The sequence below is a fragment of the Pseudomonas sp. p106 genome (assembly GCF_003936645.1).
GTDB lineage: Bacteria > Pseudomonadota > Gammaproteobacteria > Pseudomonadales > Pseudomonadaceae > Aquipseudomonas > Aquipseudomonas putida_E.
Genome location: NZ_RHQR01000018.1, coordinates 49,249 through 70,033 on the forward strand (window position 1 = coordinate 49,249; position 20,785 = coordinate 70,033).

Consider the following 20,785-nt stretch of genomic DNA (forward strand, 5'->3'; position numbering starts at 1 on the left):
CCGGCCGCCGGACGCTGCCCGCCGCACCACGCGCGGCAGCCGGCCCGACTTACCCAGACACTGGCAGGAACACCCCATGATGGACGCCTTCGAACTCCCGCTCTCGCTGGTCCAGGCCCTGGCGCAACGTGCTGCGCACACCCCTGAGCGCATCGCCTTGCGCTTTTTGGCCGATGCGCCCGGCGAGCAGGCGGTGCTCAGCTATCGGGACCTGGACATGCGTGCACGCACCATCGCCGCAGCCTTGCAGGCCCGCGCCGCGTTCGGTGATCGCGCCGTGCTGCTGTTCCCCAGCGGGCCGGACTATGTGGCGGCGTTCTTCGGCTGCCTGTATGCCGGTGTCATCGCCGTACCGGCCTACCCGCCGGAGTCTTCGCGCCAGCATCACCAGGAGCGCCTGCTGTCGATCATCGACGACGCCGAGCCCCGCCTGCTGCTGACCGTGGCAGCGCTGCACGACAGCCTGCAGGGCCTGCAAGCACTCGTCGCAGACAGCGCCCCTGAGTTGCTGACAGTGGATGGCCTGGACCCGGCCCTGGCCAGTGACTGGCGCGAACCGGCGCTGGCCGGCGACGACATCGCCTTCCTCCAGTACACCTCCGGCTCCACCGCCCTGCCCAAGGGCGTGCAGGTCAGCCACGGCAACCTGGTGGCCAACGAGCAGTTGATTCGCCATGGGTTTGGCATCGACCTCAACCCCGACGATGTGATCGTCAGCTGGTTGCCGCTGTACCACGACATGGGCCTGATCGGCGGGCTGCTGCAGCCCATCTTCAGTGGCGTACCGTGTGTGCTGATGTCGCCAGGTTACTTTCTCGCGCGGCCGCAGCGCTGGCTGCAGGCGATCAGCGAATACGGCGGCACCATCAGCGGCGGGCCGGACTTTGCCTACCGCCTGTGCAGCGAACGGGTCAGTGAGGCGGCCTTGGCCGGCCTCGACCTGAGCCGCTGGCGTGTGGCCTATTCCGGCTCCGAGCCGATTCGCCAGGACAGCCTGGACACCTTCGCCGAGAAGTTCGCCCCCTGCGGTTTCACGCCCAGTAGCTTCTTTGCCAGTTATGGCCTGGCCGAGGCCACCTTGTTCGTCAGCGGCAGCCGCCGTGGCCAAGGCATCGGCGCGCTGGAACTCGACGGCGACGCTTTCGCCGCCAACCGTGCAGAAGCCGGCAAGGGCAGCGTGCTGATGAGCTGCGGCTACCCGCAGCCAGGGCATGCGGTCCGTATCGTCGAGCCACAGTGCCTGGACGTGCTGAGTGACAATCGGGTTGGCGAAATCTGGGCCGCTGGCCCCAGCATCGCTTCGGGCTACTGGCGCAACCCTGAGGCCAGCGCGCGGACCTTTGTCGAAATGGACGGCCAGACGTGGCTGCGCACCGGTGACCTGGGCTTCATGCGTGAAGGTGAAGTGTTCGTCACCGGGCGCCTGAAGGACATGCTGATCGTCCGTGGCCAGAACCTCTACCCGCAGGACCTGGAAAAAACCCTGGAACGTGAAGTCGATGTGCTGCGCAAGGGCCGTGTAGCGGTATTTGCCGTGGACGACCAGGGTGAAGAGGGGATCGGTGTTGCGGTGGAAATCAGCCGTAACGTTCAGAAGGCGTCCACCCCCCAGGCGCTGATCAAGACGCTGCGCCAGGTCGTCGCCGACGCCTGCCGGCAGGCGCCTGCCGTGGTCCTGTTGCTCAACCCGGGGGCCTTGCCCAAAACCTCCAGCGGCAAGCTGCAGCGATCGGCCTGCCGCCTGCGCATGGACGATGGCAGCCTGGACTGCTACGCACGCTTCCCGACGCCCGTCGAAACCGGTGAAACTGCCGCTGCCGGCGACGGCCTGCAGGCACGTATCGCGGCCCTCTGGTGCGAGGTGCTCAAGGCCGAATCAGTCGCCGCCGATGATCACTTCCTGCTGCTGGGCGGCAACTCCATCGCTGCCACCCAGGTGACTGCGCGTCTGGCCGATGAACTGGGTATCGCGCTGGGCCTGCGCACCCTGTTCGAAGCACCGACCCTGGCGCAGTACAGCGCTGCCGTGGCGGCAATCCTCGCCCAGGGGGGTGGCGAAACGGCGACCATTGCCCGCCTTGACCGTGGGCAGGCCCTGCCGCAGTCGTTGGCGCAAAACCGCCTTTGGCTGCTGTGGCAGCTGGCGCCGCAGTCGGCGGCCTACAACATACCTGCCGGCCTGCACCTGCGCGGCGAGCTGGACGAAGCTGCGCTGGATGCCGCATTCCAGGCGCTGGTGGCGCGCCACGAATCGTTGCGCACCGTGTTCAGCGAAGAGCACGGCCAGGCGCTGCAGCGCATCCTGCCCCGGCAGGCGTTCACCCTGCTGCACCTGGACCTGCAAGGGCTGCCAGCCACCGACGTGGCCGAGCGCCGCGAAGCCGAAGCACAGCTACCGTTCGACCTGGGCCAGGGCCCGTTGCTGCGCGTGACCCTGGTGCGGCTGGGTGACGAAGACCATCAGCTGTGGGTGACCTTGCACCACATCGTCGCCGATGGCTGGTCGCTGAACATCCTGCTCGACGAATTCGCCAAACTGTATGCCGCCCGTTGCCAGGGCCTTGAGGCTTCGCTGGCGCCTTTACCACTGGGTTACGCCGACTATGGCAACTGGCAGCGCCAATGGCTGGCTGAAGGCGAAAGCACGCGCCAGCTTGAATACTGGAAAGCCCGGCTGGGCGACGCGTTGCCGGTGCTCGACCTGCACCCGGACCGGCCGCGTTCCAGCCAGCAGGCAAACCGTGCGGCACGCTTGAACGTCAAAGTACCGGCCAAGCTGAGCGAAGCCCTCAAGGGCCTGGCCCGCGAACATCAGGCAAGCTTGTTCATGGTGCTGCTGGCAGCCTGGCAGGGCCTGCTGCACCGCTACACCGGCCAGCACGACATCCGTGTCGGTGTACCCAATGCCAACCGCCCGCGCCAGGAAACCCAGGGCATGGTCGGTTTCTTCATCAACACCCAAGTGCTGCGAGCGCAGCTCGATGGCCGCCAGCCGTTCGCGCAACTGCTGGCTCAGGTAAGGCAGGCGACCCTCGATGCCCAGGCCCACCAGGACCTGCCGTTCGAGCAACTGCTCGAAGCGTTGCCCGACGCCCGTGAGCAGGGCCTGTTTCAGGTCATGTTCAACCTCCAGCAGCGCGACCTCTCGGCCCTGCGCCGCCTGCCGGGCTTGCTGGCAGAAGAGTTGCCGTGGCACAGCCGCGAAGCCAAGTTCGACCTGCAGCTGCACAGCGAGGAAGACCACTTGGGCCGCCTGAGCCTGGCCTTCGACTACGCCGCCGAGCTGTTTGCCGAAGATACCGTCACCCGCCTGGCACAGCACCTGCTGGCGCTGCTCGAGCAAGTGTGCGCGGACCCGCAACTGGCCCTGGGCGACGTCGCTTTGCTGGATGAGCAAGGCCGCCAACAATTGCTGGCCTGGGGCCAGGCGCCGGCGCCGGCACCGCAGCGCCTGGTGGTCGAGCAACTCAATGAACAGGCGCGCCAGACCCCTGAGCGCAGGGCGCTGGTTTGGGAAGGCGGCAGCCTGGATTACGCCGAACTGCACCAACAAGCCAACCGCCTGGCCCATTACCTGCGCGACAAAGGCGTCGGCCCCGACTGCTGCGTGGCCATCGCCGTGGAGCGCTCGCCGCAACTGCTGGTCGGTCTGCTGGCGATCCTCAAGGCGGGCGGTGCCTATGTGCCGCTTGATGTCGACTACCCGGCCGAACGCCTGGCCTACATGCTGCGCGATTGCCAGGCCAGCCTGCTACTGAGCAACAGCGGCATGCTGGCCAACCTGCCGCAAGTCGATGGCGTCAGTGCCATTGCCCTCGATCAGCTGCACCTGGACAGTTGGCCAAGCCACGCGCCTGGCCTGCACCTGCACGGCGACAACCTGGCCTATGTGATCTACACCTCCGGTTCCACCGGCCAGCCCAAAGGCGTGGGCAACACCCATGCAGCTTTGGCCGAACGCCTGCAGTGGATGCAGGCCACCTATGCGCTGGATGCGGGCGATGTGCTGATGCAGAAGGCGCCGATCAGTTTCGACGTGTCGGTCTGGGAGTGCTTCTGGCCGCTGATCACCGGTTGCAAGCTGGTGCTGGCCGGCCCCGGCGAGCACCGTGACCCGCAGCGCATCGCCGCGCTGGTGCAGCAGCACGGGGTCACCACGCTGCACTTCGTGCCGCCTTTGCTGCAGGTGTTCGTGCAAGAGCCGCTGGCCGCTGGCTGCAGCAGCTTGCGCCGGCTGTTCTGCGGTGGCGAGGCGTTGTCGGCGAGCTTGCGCGACCGCGTGCTGCAACGGCTGCCGCAGGTCCAACTGCACAACCGCTATGGTCCGACCGAAACCGCCATCAACGTCACCCATTGGCACTGCCAGGCTGAAGACGGCGAACGCTCGCCCATTGGCCGGCCGTTGGGCAACGTGATCTGCCGTGTGCTCGACGGTGAACTGCAACTGGCCGCACCGGGCGTGCCAGGCGAGCTGTACCTGGGAGGCGCGGGGCTTGCCCGCGGCTACCTCGGCCGCCCTGGCCTGACCGCCGAACGCTTCGTGCCGCAGGCCGATGGCAATGGCGAGCGCCTGTACCGCAGTGGCGACCGTGCCCGCTGGCAGGTACAGGCCCAGGCTCTGGAATACCTCGGCCGCCTGGACCAACAGGTGAAAGTGCGAGGTTTTCGCGTCGAGCCCGAAGAAGTCCAAGCCTGCCTGCTTGCTCAGCCGGGGGTCGAGCAAGCGCTGGTGCTGATCCATCAGGACGCCGTGGGCGCGCAGCTGGTCGGCTACTACAGCGGCCCGGGGCAAGCCGAGGCATTGCTCGCCAGCCTGGCCGAACGCTTGCCTGCCTACATGGTGCCAGCGCAACTGATCGCGCTTGAACACATGCCGCTGGGGCCCAGTGGCAAGGTCGATCGCAAGGCGCTGCCGGCACCGGTCTGGCAGCAGCGCGAACATGTCGCGCCGCAGACAGCGTTGCAGCAGCAGGTTGCGGCCATTTGGTGCGAGGTGCTGAACCTGCCGCGCATCGGCTTGCACGACGATTTCTTCGCCCTTGGCGGGCACTCGCTGCTGGCCACCCAGATCGTCTCGCGCACCCGCCAGGCCTGCGATGTCGAGCTGCCCTTGAAGGTGCTGTTCGAAGCCAGCGAGCTGGGCGCCTTCTGCGCCGAGATCGCCCGCATCCGCGAAGCCGGCGAACGCAACCTGCAGGGCGAGATCACCCGCGTCGACCGCCGCCAGGCTGTGCCGCTGTCGTATTCGCAACAACGCATGTGGTTCCTCTGGCAGATGGAGCCGGACAGCCCGGCCTACAACGTCGGCGGCATGGCGCGCCTGCGCGGCACGCTGCATGTGGATGCGTTCGAGCGCGCACTGCAGGGGTTGATCGTGCGCCATGAAACCTTGCGCACCACGTTCCCTAGCATTGACGGTGTGCCCTACCAGTGCGTGGCCGGCGAAGGCGCCGTACACCTGGACTGGCAGGATTTCAGCACCTTGCCAGCAGCCCTGCGCGAGCAGCGCCTGCAGCAACTGGCCGACGCCCAGGCGCACCAGCCGTTCGACCTGGAGCGTGGCCCGCTGCTGCGTGCCTGCCTGGTCAAGGCCGCGGAGCGCGAGCACTATTTCGTGCTCACGCTGCACCATATCGTCACCGAAGGCTGGGCCATGGACATCTTCGCCCGCGAACTGGGCGAGCTGTACGAAGCGTTCGTCGATGAGCGCGAGTCGCCACTGACGCCGTTGCCGGTGCAGTACCTGGACTACAGCGTCTGGCAGCGGCAGTGGCTGGAAAGCGGCGAAGGGGCGCGCCAACTGGCCTACTGGAAAGCCCGCCTGGGCGACGAACACCCGGTCCTGGCCCTGCCGGCTGACCGGCCACGCCCGGCCGTGCAGAGCCACCGTGGCGAGCTGTACCGCTTCGAGCTGGACCCGGCGCTGGTTGCCCGCGTGCAGGCCTTCAACAGCCAGCGCGGGCTGACCTTGTTCATGACCATGACCGCCACCCTGGCCGCCTTGCTGCACCGCTACAGCGGCCAGCGCGACCTGCGCATCGGTGCGCCGGTGGCCAACCGTATCCGCCCCGAAAGCGAAGGGCTGATCGGCGCCTTCCTCAACACCCAGGTGCTGCGCTGCGAGGTGGACGGGCAGATGACCGCAGCCGCCTTGCTCGACCAGGTGCGCCGGGCCGCCATCGAAGGCCAGTCGCACCAGGACCTGCCATTCGAGCAACTGGTAGAAGCCCTGCAGCCCCCGCGCAGCAGCGCCTACAACCCGCTGTTCCAAGTGATGTGCAACGTGCAGCGCTGGGCCTTCCAGCAAAGCCGTGAGCTGGCAGGCATGCAGGTGGATTACCTGGTCAACGATGCTAGCGCCACCAAGTTCGACCTGTACCTGGAAGTGACCGACCTCGATGGCCGTCTTGGCTGCTGCCTGACCTACAGCCGCGACCTGTTCGATGAACCGCGGATCGCGCGCATGGCCGAGCATTGGCAACAGTTGCTGCTCGGCCTGCTGGAAAACCCGCAACAGCGCCTGTGCGAGCTGCCGATGCTGGCCGGGGCCGAACAGCAGGTATTGCTCGACCAGTTGCAGGGTGAGCATGATCTCGCCCCTGAGCAGACCCTTCACGGCCTGTTCGCCGCCCAGGCCGCGCGCACGCCACAAGCCGGCGCGCTGACCTTCGCCGGCCGGCACCTGAGCTATGCCGAGCTCGACCAGCAGGCCAACCGCCTGGCCCGAGCCCTGCGCGAGCGAGGGGTCGGCCCGCAGGTGCGCGTGGGCCTGGCGCTGGAGCGTTCGCTGGAGATGGTCGTCGGCCTGCTGGCCATCCTCAAGGCCGGTGGCGCTTATGTGCCGCTCGACCCGGAATACCCGCTCGACCGCTTGCGTTACATGATCGAGGACAGCCGCATCGGCCTGCTGCTGAGCCAGCGCGCGCTGCTCGAAACCCTTGGTGAACTGCCCGACGGCGTAGCGCGCTGGAGCCTGGAGGACGACGCCGCAGGTTTGTCCGCCTACAGCGATGCACCCTTGGCCAACCTCAACCTGCCGCAGCACCAGGCCTACCTGATCTACACCTCGGGGTCCACCGGCAAACCCAAGGGTGTGGTGGTCAGCCACGGCGAAATCGCCATGCATTGCCAGGCGGTGATCAAGGCCTTCGGCATGCGCAGCGACGACTGCGAACTGCACTTCTATTCGATCAACTTCGACGCGGCCAGCGAGCGCCTGCTGGTGCCGCTGCTGTGCGGCGCCCGCGTGGTGCTGCGTGCCCAGGGGCAATGGGGCGCAGAGGACATCTGCCAACTGGTGCGCGAGCAAAAGGTCAGCATTCTCGGTTTCACCCCAAGCTACGGCAGCCAGCTGGCCCAGTACCTGGCCGGGCAGGGCGAGCAACTGCCGGTACGCCTGGTGATCACCGGCGGTGAGGCGCTGACCGGCGAGCACCTGACGCGTATCCGCCAGGCCTTCGCCCCCCAGCAGTTCTTCAACGCCTACGGCCCGACCGAGACGGTGGTCATGCCCCTGGCTTGTCTTGCCCCTGACACCTTGCCCGCCGATGCCGGCAGCGTGCCGATCGGCCGGGTGATCGGTGCCCGCAGTGCCTATATCCTCGATGATGATCTGGCGTTGCTGCCACAAGGTGGCATCGGCGAGTTGTACATCGGCGGGGTAGGGCTTGCCCAGGGCTATCACGACCGCCCTGGCTTGAGCGCCGAGCGTTTTGTCGCCGATCCGTTCAGCCATGACGGTGGGCGCCTGTACCGCACCGGTGACCTGGTGCGCCTGCGCGCCGATGGCCTGGTGGAGTATGTCGGGCGTGCCGACCAGCAGGTGAAGATCCGTGGCTTCCGTATCGAGCTTGGCGAAATCGAGAGCTGTCTGCAGGCGCATGCCGATATCGAAGAGGCTGTGGTGCTGGCTCACGACTTGCCCGGCGGCAAACAGCTGGTCGGTTACCTGGTGTGCAAGCAGGCCAGCGCTGACAGTGAGGCCCAGGCCCGGTTGCGCGAAGCGGTCAAGGCGCACGCCCGTCAGCACCTGCCCGATTACATGGTGCCGACGCACCTGGTACTGCTGGGCAGCCTGCCGCTGATGGGCAACGGCAAGCTGGACCGCCGTGCCTTGCCGCTGCCAGACCTGGAACAGGCCCGCGAACAGTACCAGGCACCTGCGAACGCGCTTGAGGAGCAACTGGCGCAGATCTGGCGCGAGGTGCTCAACATCTCCCGCGTGGGCGTGCAGGACAACTTCTTTGAACTGGGCGGTGATTCGATCCTGTCCATCCAGGTGGTCAGCCGGGCCCGTCAGCTGGGCCTGCAGTTCACCCCGCGCGACCTGTTCCAGCACCAGACCATCCAGACACTGGCCGCCGTGGCCAGCCGCAGCGAGGTGGCGAACAGCATCGAGCAGGGCCAGCGCCAGGGCCGCAGCGGCCTGACGCCGATCCAGCACTGGTTCTTCGACAGTGAGGTGGCCCAACCGCAACACTGGAACCAGGCCGTCTTGCTTCAGGCGCGCGTGCCGCTGGACAGCGCCCTGCTGGAGCGGGCCCTGGCCACCCTGGTGGCACACCACGACAGCCTGCGCCTGCGGTTTACCCAGGCAGATGGTCGCTGGCAGGGCGAATACGCCGCATCGCCTGGCGAGCAACTGCTATGGACTGCCACGGTGGCCGATTTCAATGCCTGTCAGGCCCTGTACACCGACGTACAACGCAGCCTGGACCTGGCTCAGGGGCCCTTGCTGCGGGCCTTGCTGGTCAGCGACGGGCAGGGCGCCCAGCGGCTGTTGCTGGCGATCCATCACCTGGTGGTCGATGGAGTGTCCTGGCGCGTGCTGCTCGAAGACCTGCAGGCGCTGTACCGTGGTCAGCCGCTGGCGGCCAAGACCCACGCCATGGCCGACTGGGCTGCGCGCCTGGCAAGCTACGCCGGCAGCGATTCGCTGCGCGATGAGCTCGGCTGGTGGCAAGACCGGCTGGGGGATGTGCGCCATGAACTGCCATGCGATCACCCGCAGGGCGGCAACCTGCAGCGGCATGCCGATACCCTGGCCATCGCCCTGGATGTGGAGCAGACCCGTCAGTTGTTGCAACAGGCCCCCGCGGCGTACCACACCCAGGTCAACGACCTGCTGCTGACTGCCCTGGCGCGCACGCTTTGCCGCTGGACCGGTGACGACGAGGTGCTGGTGCAGCTAGAAGGCCATGGCCGTGACGGGCTGTTCGAAGACATGGACCTGACCCGCAGCGTGGGCTGGTTCACCAGTGCCTACCCGCTGCGCCTGAACCCTCAGGCGGGTGAGGACGACAGCGCCCGCGCCACCTCGATCAAACGCATCAAAGAACAGCTGCGCGAGGTGCCGCACAAAGGCCAGGGTTACGGCGTGCTGCGTTACCTGGCTGATGACGCCGGGCGCGAGAGCATGGCCGCGCTGCCGCAAGCACGCATCACCTTCAACTACCTCGGCCAGTTCGACCAGCAGTTCGACAGTGCGGCGCTGTTCCAGCCGCTGGATGCCCCTGCGGGCCTGGCCCACGACCTCGACGCGCCACTGCCGAACTGGCTGAGCGTCGACGGCCAGGTCTATGGCGGTGCCTTGCAGTTGCGCTGGACCTATAGCCGCGAGCGTTTCGACGAGCAGACCATTGCGCGCCTGGCCGAGGCTTATCGCCACGAACTGCTTGCCCTGGTCGGCCACTGCCTGGCCCAGGGTACGGGCAGCTTCACGCCCTCGGACTTCCCACTGGCGCACCTGACCCAGGAACAGATCGACGCACTGCCGGTTCCGGCTGCCGAAATCGAAGACGTCTACCCGCTGACCCCAATGCAGGAGGGCCTGCTGCTGCATACCCTGCTGGAGCCGGGTACCGGCATCTACTACATGCAGGACCGTTACCGCATCAACAGCGCCCTCGACCCGCAGCGCTTCGCCCAGGCCTGGCAGGCGGTGGTGGCCCGCCACGAGGCACTGCGGGCATCGTTCAGCTGGAATGCCGGCGAAGCGATGCTGCAGATCATTCACAAACCGGGTAACACCCCTGTCGACTATCAGGACTGGCGCGGCCTTGACGACGTGGCCCAGGAACAACGCCTGCAAGCGCTGCACAAGCAAGAGCGCGAGGCTGGCTTCGAGCTGCTGCGCCAGGCGCCGTTTCACCTGCGGCTGGTACGGGTGGACGATGAGCGTTACTGGTTCATGATGAGCAACCACCACATCCTCATCGATGCCTGGTGCCGCTCGTTGTTGATGAACGACTTCTTCGAGCTCTACCAGGCCCTCGGCGAAGGCCGCCAGGCCCAGCTGCCGGTGCCGCCACGCTACCGCGACTACATCGGCTGGCTGCAACGCCAGGACCTGGGCGAAGCACGACGCTGGTGGCAGGCCAACCTGGCTGGCTTCGAGCGCGCCACGGCGATCCCAAGCGACCGCCCGCTGCGTCATGACCATGCCGGTGACGGCATGCTGGTCGGTGACTGCTACACCCGCCTGGAGGTAAGTGATGGCGTGCGCCTGCGCGAACTGGCCCAGGCTCACCAACTGACCATCAACACCTTCGCCCAGGCGGCCTGGGCCCTGGTGCTTGCCCGCTACAGCGGCGAGCGCGACGTCGCCTTTGGCGTGACCGTGGCCGGGCGGCCGGTGAGCATGCCGCAGATGCAGCGCACCGTCGGCCTGTTCATCAACAGCATCGCCCTGCGTGTGCAATTGCCCGAACCGGGCCAGCGCTGCAGCGTGCGCCAGTGGCTGCAAGGCCTGCTGGAGCGCAACATGGAGCTGCGCGAGTACGAATACCTGCCGTTGGTGACGATCCAGGAGTGCAGCGAACTGCCCAAAGGCCAGCCGCTGTTCAACAGCTTGTTCGTGTTCGAGAACGCCCCGGTGGAAACCGCGGTGCTCGACCACGCCCAGCACCTCAACGCCAGCTCGGACTCGGGCCGTACTCACACCAACTTCCCGTTGACGGCGGTGTGCTACCCGGGCGACGACCTTGGCCTGCACCTGTCGTTCGACCAGCGCTACTTCGACCATTCAACCGTCGAGCGCCTGCTGGCCGAGTTCAAGCGCCTGTTGCTGGCGTTGGTGCAAGGTTTCGACGGGCAGGTCAGCGAGCTGCCGTTGCTGGGTGAGGCAGAGGAACGCTTCCTGCTTCAGGCGTGCAACCGCACCGAACGGGCCTATGCCCTGGAGCAGAGCTACGTCGCGCAGTTCGAGGCACAGGTCGCCGCGCACCCAGAGCGCACGGTGGCCCGTTGCATGGAGGCGAGCTATGACTATGCCGGCTTGAACCTGGCAGCCAACCGCCTGGGCCATGCGCTGGTCGCTGCGGGTGCAGGCATCGATCAGCCGGTCGCGCTGCTGGCCGAGCGGGGCCTGCCACTGCTGGGCATGATCGTCGGCAGCTTCAAGGCAGGTGCCGGTTACCTGCCCTTGGACCCTGGCCTGCCGTCGGCGCGCCTGCAGCGTATCGTCGAGCTCAGCCGCACGCCGGTGCTGGTGTGCAGCGCAGCCTGTGCCGAGCAGGCGCGCCTGTTGCTGGACGAACTGGCCGGCGTGGCGCGGCCGCGCCTGTTGATATGGGAGGAGGTGCAATCGAGCAACATCGCCAGCCACAACCCGGGTATCCACAGTGGGCCGGACAATCTTGCCTACGTGATCTACACCTCAGGCTCCACTGGCCTGCCCAAAGGCGTGATGGTCGAGCAGCGCGGCATGCTCAACAACCAGCTGAGCAAGGTGCCGTACCTGGCGCTGAGCGAGCAGGATGTGATTGCCCAGACCGCCTCGCAGAGCTTCGATATCTCGGTCTGGCAGTTCCTTGCCGCGCCATTGTTCGGCGCCAGGGTCGAGATCGTGCCAAACGCCATCGCCCACGATCCGCAGGGCCTGCTGACGCACGTTCAGGCTACCGGCATCACGGTGCTGGAGAGCGTGCCCTCGCTGATCCAGGGCATGCTGGCCAACGATCATCAGGCGCTGGGCGGCTTGCGCTGGATGCTGCCGACCGGCGAAGCCATGCCGCCGGAGCTGGCCGCGCAATGGCTGCAGCGCTACCCGGGCATCGGCCTGGTCAACGCCTACGGCCCGGCGGAGTGCTCCGATGACGTGGCGTTCTTCCGCGTCGACCTGGCCTCGACCCGTGGCAGCTACCTGCCGATCGGCACGCCAACCGACAACAACCGCCTGTACCTGTACGGCGAGGACCAGGCCTTGGTACCGCTGGGCGCGGTGGGCGAGCTGTGCGTAGCCGGTACCGGCGTGGGCCGGGGCTATGTCGGCGACTCGGTGCGTACCGCTCTGGCCTTCATCCCCCACCCGCATGGTGCGCCGGGCGAGCGCCTGTACCGCACTGGTGACCTGGCACGGCAGCGCCCGGATGGCGTGTTCGAATATGTCGGTCGCATCGACCACCAGGTGAAGATCCGCGGTTACCGGATCGAACTGGGTGAAATCGAAGCCCGCCTGCACGAGCAGGCCGAAATCCGCGACGCCGCCGTGGGTGTACAGGACGGTGTCAACGGCAAGCACCTGGTCGGATACCTGGTGGCTCATCAGGGCGTCACCGCCGATGCCGCGCTGCTTGAGCAGGTCAAGCAATGCTTGCGTGCTGATTTGCCGGAATACATGGTGCCGCTGCACTGGGGCTGGTTCGACAGCCTGCCGCACAACGCCAACGGCAAGCTTGACCGCAAGGCTTTGCCGGCCATCGACATCGGCGGCCAGCATGGCCAGGCCTACCTGGCGCCACGCGACGAGCTGGAAGAGGAGCTCGCCGGTATCTGGGCCGACGTGCTGAAGGCCGAGCGGGTAGGGGTGCACGACAACTTCTTCGAGCTGGGCGGGCATTCGCTTCTGGCAACGCAGATTGCCTCGCGGGTGCAGAAACAGTTGCAGTTGAACGTGCCGCTGCGGGCGATGTTCGAGTGCAGTACGGTTGAGGAGTTCGCGGAGTATGTGCGTGGGCTGCAGGGCAGCGCGCTGGATGAGGGCAAGGTGGATCGGTTGAGTGATCTGATGGCGGAGCTGGAGGGGTTGTGACAGCCACAGCTTAGTCTGTAACGGCCTCTTCGCGGGCTACCCCGCTCCCACAGGTTTTGCGTTGTATCACATACAGCGGCGAGCCTGTGGGAGTCGATTTACCCGCAAAGAGGTGGCTGCGGTCACCCAGTATTCGATACGTTTCGAGAGGTTTTCTTCATTGTTTTGAATGGTGGCGTTGATGATCGTGTAGCCAATGAGCTGAGTGCACAATAATAGAGTGATGTTTGTCCTCTGGCATGGCCGATGCGGGGAGGTCCGGTGCTTTAGGTTGTTGTTTGGGGGTGGTTCAAAGTTAAGTATTTCATAGTTGTAGGTTCTTATTGTTTTCATTTCGTCTCTGGGATGCAAATCAAGTGCTGTGACTGAAGCCAGCCAGGCTGCAGAGTAAGCCTGCGTCAAGAGTTGCTGTAGGGTTGGCAAATGTCAACCTGTGTTAATCCGGCCCTGAGCGAGCGAAACTGATGCGGCGGTTTATTGGGATTTTTAAATGTAAGAATAATGCTTAGGTGTTTTCCTACAGAGACTAAGTAGGATGGGTGGACCTTGTCGTTTATTGAGGTGTTCTGGCAGGTTTTCTTGAAGTGGTGTAGTACTTTTCGCTTTTATTCTTTGAATTGATTGCGATGCGTTTATAGCGTTTTTTTTTGTGATTAGTGTTTCGTGATGATTTCGGCGGGCAACTCAATAGCCGGGTGGAAGGGGACCTGCTTTGTCCCCCCTTCTTTCAGGGAGGGGTATTGTTGCGCTTGCGAGATCGAGCGCCGCCCGCGCGGCGCTCGATCTCAGGAGTACCGAGAACCCGAAATCTGCAACATTTAACGCTTGCCGAGAATTTTCCCCAACAACTCCGGCCGCGGTGCCCCTTGCTGGCTCTGCAGGTTGCCCTGCTCATCCTGATAGAAGATCGCCGGGGTGGCCTGCAGGCCCATTTCTTCCATCAAGGCCAGGTTCGCCGCCAGTTTCTGCTGCACTGCCTCTGGCACCTTGTCCAGCGCTTTCAGCGTACTGGCCTTGCCTGCTTTCTCATGCTGTTCCAGCGCTTTGGCCGGGTCCTTGGCGGCCAGCAGTGCCGCCGACTTGCCTGGGCTGTCCTCGCGGATGATGCCGACCATGATATGGCGCAGCTGCACCTTGCCCGACTCTACCCATGGCCGTGCCTGCTGCCAGAACATGTTGCAGTATGGGCAGTTCGGGTCACTGAACAGGTATACCTTGCGCGGTGCATCGGCTTTGCCGTCAGCGATCCAGCTGGTTTCTTCCAGCTTCGCCCAGATGGCCTTGGACATGGGCCCGTACACCAGCTTTTCCAGGGGGGCGGCACTGAGGTCCTGGCCCTGTTCGTCAAACAGGCTGCCGACCAGTACATGCTTGCCATCGGGTGTGAGGTACAGGGCGATGCCGTTGTTCTGGTACTCGGCGGCGTAACCGCGCAGGCCATTGGGTGCATCGAAGCTGCCTTTGATCACGGCGCCCTTGGCTTGCAGTTGCTCGATTGCCTTGGGCAGGGTTTCGGCATGCGCCAGCGGGGTGGCCAGCAGGGCCAGGGACAGGGGCAGCAGTGCAGTCAGTCGCATGTCATTTTCCTTGTGCGGCAGGGGCGGGCGCAGCGGCCCGTTCGAAAGGTTCCAGGGCACGGTGCAGGCTGGCCCGGGACAGCTCGCCCAGGTGGCTGCCGATCAGCCGCCCGTTGGCGTCGTAGAACAGGGTGGTGGGCAGGGCCATCGAACCTACCCGCTGGGCCAGGATGCCGGTGCCGTCGAACAGCACATGGGTCAGGCTCAGGCCGGTGGTGGCGAGGAAGGTGCTGACGTTTTCCGGCGTCTCGCCCTGGTTGACGAACAGGAAAGTCACGTGAGGGTACTCACCCTGGGCGTGTTGCAGCACCGGCATTTCCCGTCGGCACGGCGGGCACCAGGTCGCCCAGATGTTGATCACCAGCGGCTTGCCGCGGTAGCTGTGCAGCGCAACCGATTGCCCGCTGGCATTGCGCAGGCTCAGCTCTGGCAGCTCGGTGCCCTTGCTGTACAGATGGCTGCCAAGGCTGGCCAGCCCCCAGAACAGCGCGCCACTGAACAGTGCCCAGCCCAGCGGGCGGCGCAGCCCGGGGTGGCGCCAGCCTTGCCAGAGGCTGGCGAGCACGACACCGATCAGCCCCGACCAGAGCAGGAAACCACCGTCGCGGATGTCGATCACCTGCACCAGGTCATCGCGGTACATTGGCCAGTAAACCAGCACGAAACCCAGCCGAGCGCACAGCAGGCCGATCAGGAACAGGTTGAACAGCGCCGACTCCGGGCTTTCGCCGCCACGCCGGGCGACCCACCAGCCGACCACGCTGGCGATGCCCAGGGCGGCGAGCATCAACAGATGATTGAGGGCCATGGTCAGGGGCCCCAAGGTTACAGTCAGCATCAACCTTGGCTCCTGGTCTGGGCCCAATGTTGCAGGAATGCGGCCGCATCCACCTCGCCGGTGATGCGCCGTGCGCGGCGTTCCTCGCCTTCCGGGCCGAGCCAGATGATGCTGGGTGGGCCGGGTACCTGGTAGCGCTGCAGCAGCGCGCGGCTGGCGGGGGCATCGGCTGTCACGTCCAGGCGCAGCAGGTGCACGCCGGCCAGGCTGGCTTGCACATCGTCACGGGCAAACACCTGCTTTTCCATGACTTTGCACGATACGCACCAGTCGGCGTAGTAATCGACCATCACCCATTGGCCACGGGCTTTGGCCGCATCGAGCTCACGTTGCAGGTCCTCCGGGCGGCTGACGGTGACAAACGCATCTTCGGCGTGCTGAGTGGCCGAAGGTGCGGGGCCACCGGCAAACGGGCGCAACGGCTGCCAGAGGTCATCGCCCCCGGCGGCAGCGCCTATCAGCAGCAGCCCACCCCACAATGCGCCCAGCAGCGGTACGGCGCGCAAGGCAGGCAAGCGCTGCAGGGCCGGCCACGCGGCCCAGCCCAGTGCAATCAGCCACGCGCCGCTCAAGGCCAGCAGCAGCGGTGCGGCGAGCAGGCTGCGTACGGTGTACAGGGCCATGGCCAGGAACACGAAGCCGAACACCCCCTTGACCCGCTCCATCCAGGCGCCCGGGCGCGGCAGGTAGCGGTTGCCCAAGGTCACCAGCAACAGCAGCGGCACACCCATGCCCAGGCCAAGGCTGAACAGCACCAGCGCGCCTTGCAGCACATCGCCACTCTGCGCGATGTAAAGCAGGGCGCCGGCCAGCGGGGCGGTCATGCACGGCCCGAGCAGCAGGCCGGACAGTGCCCCCAATAGCGCCGCACCGTAGAGGTTGCCGCCCCGGGTGCTCTGCCCGGCACGGTCCAGGCGATCACGCAGGGCGGCTGGCAATTGCAATTCGAAAGCGCCGAACATCGGCAGGGCAAGTAACACGAACAGCGCCGCCAGGCTGCCCACCAGCCAAGGCTGCTGCAGCCAGGCTTGCAGGCTGGCGCCAAGCAGCGCGGCGACCACGCCGAGCCCTGCATACACCAGCGCCATGCTCAGCACGTAGACCCCGGCCAGCACCCAGCCACGTCGTGCGCTGGCGCCGTTGCCCATGACCAGGCCGGCGAGGATCGGCAGCATGGGCAGCGAGCAAGGGGTGAACGCCAGCAGCAGGCCGAGGCCGAAGAACGCCAGCAGGCTCCAGCCAAGGCTGGCGCTTTGCAGGCCGCTGGCCAGGGCTTGGTCGCTGGCCTGGTCAGTGGCAGGCGCGGCGCTGCCGCCCAGGTCGATGACAGTGGTTTGCGGCGGGTAGCACAGGCCGGCGTCGGCGCAGCCCTGCCAGCCCAGGCGCAACTGGCCTTGGGCGTTGGCGGGCAGCAGCAGTTCGAGTTGGTCGCGGTACACCGCGCTGTCGCCGAAGAATTCATCGTGATGGTTGAGGGCCGGCGGCAGTTGCGGGTGCTGCTCGACGGGCAGGCCGTCGAATTTCAGGCGCTTCTGGTAGAGGTAGTAACCCTGTTTGATCTGGAAATAAAGGCGCATCTGGCCGTCGGCCTGGCGGTCGTGGGTCAGGACGAACGCCTGGTTCACCGGCAGGAAGTCGGGCTTTACGTCGAACGGGTTGGCCTGCAGCGGGCCGGCCATAAGGAATGTTAGGAAGAGCAGGAGGACGCGCATGTCTTCGCCTTGGCAGATTTGAACGGGGCCATGCTGGCCTGAGCCGATTAACCCAAGGTTAACCTGTGGCCACGTTCGTGCGAGCTGAGCATGGACATACCGCGACATACTGTCTGCTTGACTTTGCCAAAACCTACTTGAGTGCTGTAAAGTTGACGTGAAAGTCAGTTTTTGTGAGCGCCCTATGTCGGCGCTCACCTCCTTCCGCGTTTCCAGCACAAGAATCAAAAGATGGGCAGGCAGCGGCCTGCCCAGAGGATCAAGCATGTCCAACCGTGATATTTCCCGGCGCTCCTTCCTGCAAGGTGGCCTGATCGCCGGTGTCGGCGTGAGCATGGCGCCGCTCGGCAGCCAGGCCTTCGCCGCACTGATGGAAGATCGTGTCACCACCTCGCCGCAGAAGTGGATGAACCACGACGGCAAGGCGCGTTTCCGTAACGACGCGTTGTCCAAGGTGTGCGGCAACAAAGTCTTTGCCCGCGACATCCGCGCCAAGGACATGCCCGGCTGGCCCGAGCAGCAAGGGCACGCCATGTTGCTCAAGACCACCAAGGCCGACCGTATCTACGCCGGTTACGACCTTGAGTGGCTCGGCGCCGGGTTGCAGCCAGACCGCATCGTCACCTCCGCTGACCTGGAAAAGGACGGCATTGCCTGGCCCGAAGCCCATTCGCCCGACCCGCTGTTGCCACCTGGCAAGGTGCCGATGTTCATTGGCCACCCGGTGGCGATCCTGATCTGGAACGACTTCGAGCGCTTCCGCCAGGCCAAGCGCAAGCTGCAGTTCAACGACAAGGCGATCCGCTACGGGGCCCAGGCCCCGCTGTATCAGCGCGACCCCTATGGCAGCTTCCGCTTCGTTCGCGTTGGCGGTGCCACGCCGTTCGACGACGATGAGTTCTCCAGCCTGAAGAACGCCATGCTGTTCCCCACCATTCTCAACCGTAAGCCGGTGTGGTCCAAGCAGCCCAACCAGCACGGCGACCTCACCGAGCAGGGCCTGTTCTACGCCAAACGCATCGGCGAGCAACTGGACAACCCGCCCGAAGACTGGCTGGTGTTCGATGAGCGCTACAAGACGCCTTCCATCGAACCGGCGGCGCTTGAGCCCGACAACGGCAATGGCTGGTTCGACGCCGGCACCGGCACGCTGCACTTCGTGGTCGCCACCCAGTGCCCGTTCGAAGTGGCGCAGGACTGCGTGCACATGATCAAGCCGTCGCGCTTCGCCCTCAAACACCTCAACATGCACCCGGGTTACACCGTGGGCTATGGCTCCAAAGACAACAACATCTTCGTGTTCTATGCCGCGGTTGCCGCGCTGTATGGCGCTGGTGTGCCGGTCCGCCTGGCCAACGACCGCTATGAGCAGTTCCAGAGCGGCATCAAGCGTCATGCCTTCGACATCCGCTATCAACTGGCCGTGGACAAGAAGGACAACAGCTTCAGGATCTTCCGCGCCGACATGAGCTGTGACGGCGGTGGCCGCATCAACTACAGCCCGTCGGTGGCCGCAGTCGGGGCCACGGCGGCGCAGTCGATCTACTACATGCCGCAGAACGACCTGTCCGTCACCGCCTACCACTCGCGGGGCGTCGAGGCAGGGTCCATGCGTGGCTACGGTACCCTGCAGACCATGGCGGCCACCGAAATGATGGTCGACGAGGTCGCCCAACGCCTGGGTGTCGATGCCATCGACCTGCGTCGGGCCAATGCGCTGAAGTCAGGCATGAAGAACACCCAGGGCGCAGTGCCCGCCGGCGCTCTGCGCCTGCACGAGATCCTCGACAAGGCTGCTGCCCACGACTGGTGGCGCAACCGTGACGCGCGCAAGCGACAGATGGACGCCAAGGACCCGGACCACTGGTACGGCGTGGGCTTTGCCATCTGCCAGAAGGATTTCGGCACCGGTTCCGAAGCGCCGATGGCCAGCGTCGAGTTCACTGCCGATGGCCGCATCAGCCTGCGCCACATCGGCACCGAACTGGGCACCGGCATGTCCACTTCCCAGGCCCTGGTGGTCAGCGACTTCCTCGGCCGCTCGGCCGACGAGGTGAAGACCGCAGTGACCGAGTGGCCTGAACTGCAACTGGCCACCAGTGGCAACCCCTACCTGATCAGCCAGGCCGAGCAGGATGCGGCGCTGCGCAACCCGCGCTGGGTCGGCAAACTGGCATCGCCATCGTCGGCGACCAACTCGGCGTTCTATTTCAGCCACGCCACCCGGGAAGCGGCGCGCGTGCTGTTCAATCATGGCCTCTGGCCGGCGGCCATGGCACTGTGGCGCCAAGGCCCGTTCGGCGGGCAGGCCAACCCCTTGGTGGTGCGCCGCGAGAACGCGGTATGGGTCAATGGTGAGCTGACCGGCAACGGGCTGGCGCCTATTCCCTTCGCCGAGCTTGCGAAGAAAGCCCACGAAATGGGCCTGGTCACCGGCGTCAGCGTTCACGGTTTCAACCGTTGGAGCTGGGCAGAAGCCGACTTCGTCATCGACGGCGTGCGCGAGCGTTTCCCGCTCGATGCCGTGGCCGTTAAATACGGTGAGGGTGCACCGAACGCCAAGAAAGCGCAGATGAGCAGCAACGGCTACCACTTGCTCGACCGGCAGAACGCCGCCTACCCGGCCACCCAGTTGAACAACGCCATGGTCACTTACTACAGCCCGGTGGCCACTATCGTCGAAGTGAAAGTGAACAAGGGCACCCATGAAGTCCAGGTGCTCAACCATCACAGCTGGGTCGAGTGCGGCCGGGTGTTGGTACCGGAGCTGGTCAAGGGCCAGCTCGAAGGCGGCATCGCCATGGGCATTGGCCATGCGCTGACCGAAGAGATGCCACTGCATGAGGGTGGCCCGGGGGAGGGCGACTGGAACTTCAACCGCTATCGCCTGCCGCATGCCAAGGACGTGGCCGTCTGGAAGCAGACGTCCGAGATCCTCCCACCGTTGTCGCCCACCGACCCGTCCAAGGGCATTGCCGAGGTGGTGATGATCCCGGTGGTCGGTGCCATCGGCAACGCCGTGGCCCATGCCATTGGCAAGCGTGTTCGCGATCTTCCGATTACTCCAGCCCGCATCAAGGAGGCCCTCAATGGCTAACCGTCCGCTTCAACTGACCCTCAATGGTCAACCTGTCGGTCCGGTCGAGGTCCCCGACGACCTGGCGATGATCGATTACCTGCACGAACACCAGAACCTCACCGGCTCGCGCCTGGGTTGCGGCCAGGGTATCTGCCATGCCTGCGTGGTGATCGTCGACAACCCCGATGGCACCAGCGAAGAAGTGCGCACCTGCATCACCGGTGCCCACTACTTTGCCGGCAAGAAGGTCCGTACCATCGAGAGCCATGCCAAGCAGGACGAGGCCGGCAACTTCACACTGAACCCGATCCAGCAGAAGTTCGTCGACCTGTTCGCCTTCCAGTGCAGCTACTGTGCACCCGGCTTCGTCAACGCGGCGACCGTGCTGGTGGAAAGTGCCCAGCGCCAACCGGTGAAGAAGAGCGAACTTGAAGACCGCATCGAAGAGAGCCTGGGGCATCACATTTGCCGCTGCACCGGCTACGTACGCTATTACGATGCTACCCGCACGGTCCTCAACGACCTCGGCCTGGTCAAGGAGGGTTGAGC

General features: G+C 65.4%; 6 protein-coding genes. 3 read left to right on the forward strand and 3 right to left on the reverse strand.

All coding sequences use genetic code 11. The annotated features are described in order from the left end of the window. The first annotated feature begins 76 nt into the window (after positions 1 to 76). A complete protein-coding gene (locus tag EGJ09_RS20565) occupies positions 77 to 13,030 on the forward strand; it encodes a non-ribosomal peptide synthetase (protein ID WP_125924657.1) in 12,954 nt (4,317 codons plus the stop codon). A gap of 818 nt (positions 13,031 to 13,848) precedes the next feature. Here the strand turns inward: EGJ09_RS20565 and dsbG are convergent. Genes dsbG through dsbD form a run of 3 tightly spaced genes read right to left on the reverse strand, consistent with a single transcriptional unit; the run spans position 13,849 to position 17,157 of the window. Continuing rightward, positions 13,849 to 14,607 carry a thiol:disulfide interchange protein DsbG gene (gene dsbG / locus EGJ09_RS20570; protein ID WP_125924658.1) on the reverse strand — a complete coding sequence of 253 codons (759 nt, stop codon included), beginning with the start codon at positions 14,605 to 14,607 and terminating at the stop codon, positions 13,849 to 13,851. A gap of 1 nt (position 14,608) precedes the next feature. Beyond that, positions 14,609 to 15,445 carry a TlpA family protein disulfide reductase gene (locus EGJ09_RS20575; RefSeq protein ID WP_125924659.1) on the reverse strand — a complete coding sequence of 279 codons (837 nt, stop codon included), beginning with the start codon at positions 15,443 to 15,445 and terminating at the stop codon, positions 14,609 to 14,611. Beyond that, positions 15,445 to 17,157, reverse strand: coding sequence for a protein-disulfide reductase DsbD (dsbD, locus tag EGJ09_RS20580; protein WP_125924660.1), 1,713 nt, complete (start codon positions 17,155 to 17,157; stop codon positions 15,445 to 15,447). Before dsbD ends, EGJ09_RS20575 begins: the two co-directional genes overlap by 1 nt. A gap of 265 nt (positions 17,158 to 17,422) precedes the next feature. On the opposite strand from dsbD, the gene EGJ09_RS20585 reads away from it, so the two are divergent. Both EGJ09_RS20585 and EGJ09_RS20590 read left to right on the forward strand, forming a co-directional pair. Then, positions 17,423 to 20,254 carry a xanthine dehydrogenase family protein molybdopterin-binding subunit gene (locus tag EGJ09_RS20585; RefSeq protein ID WP_125924661.1) on the forward strand — a complete coding sequence of 944 codons (2,832 nt, stop codon included), beginning with the start codon at positions 17,423 to 17,425 and terminating at the stop codon, positions 20,252 to 20,254. Further along, positions 20,247 to 20,783: a (2Fe-2S)-binding protein gene (locus EGJ09_RS20590; protein WP_046785280.1), complete on the forward strand. Its 537-nt coding sequence runs from the start codon at positions 20,247 to 20,249 to the stop codon at positions 20,781 to 20,783. The genes EGJ09_RS20585 and EGJ09_RS20590 overlap by 8 nt, the downstream gene beginning before the upstream one ends. Positions 20,784 to 20,785 lie beyond the last annotated feature (2 nt).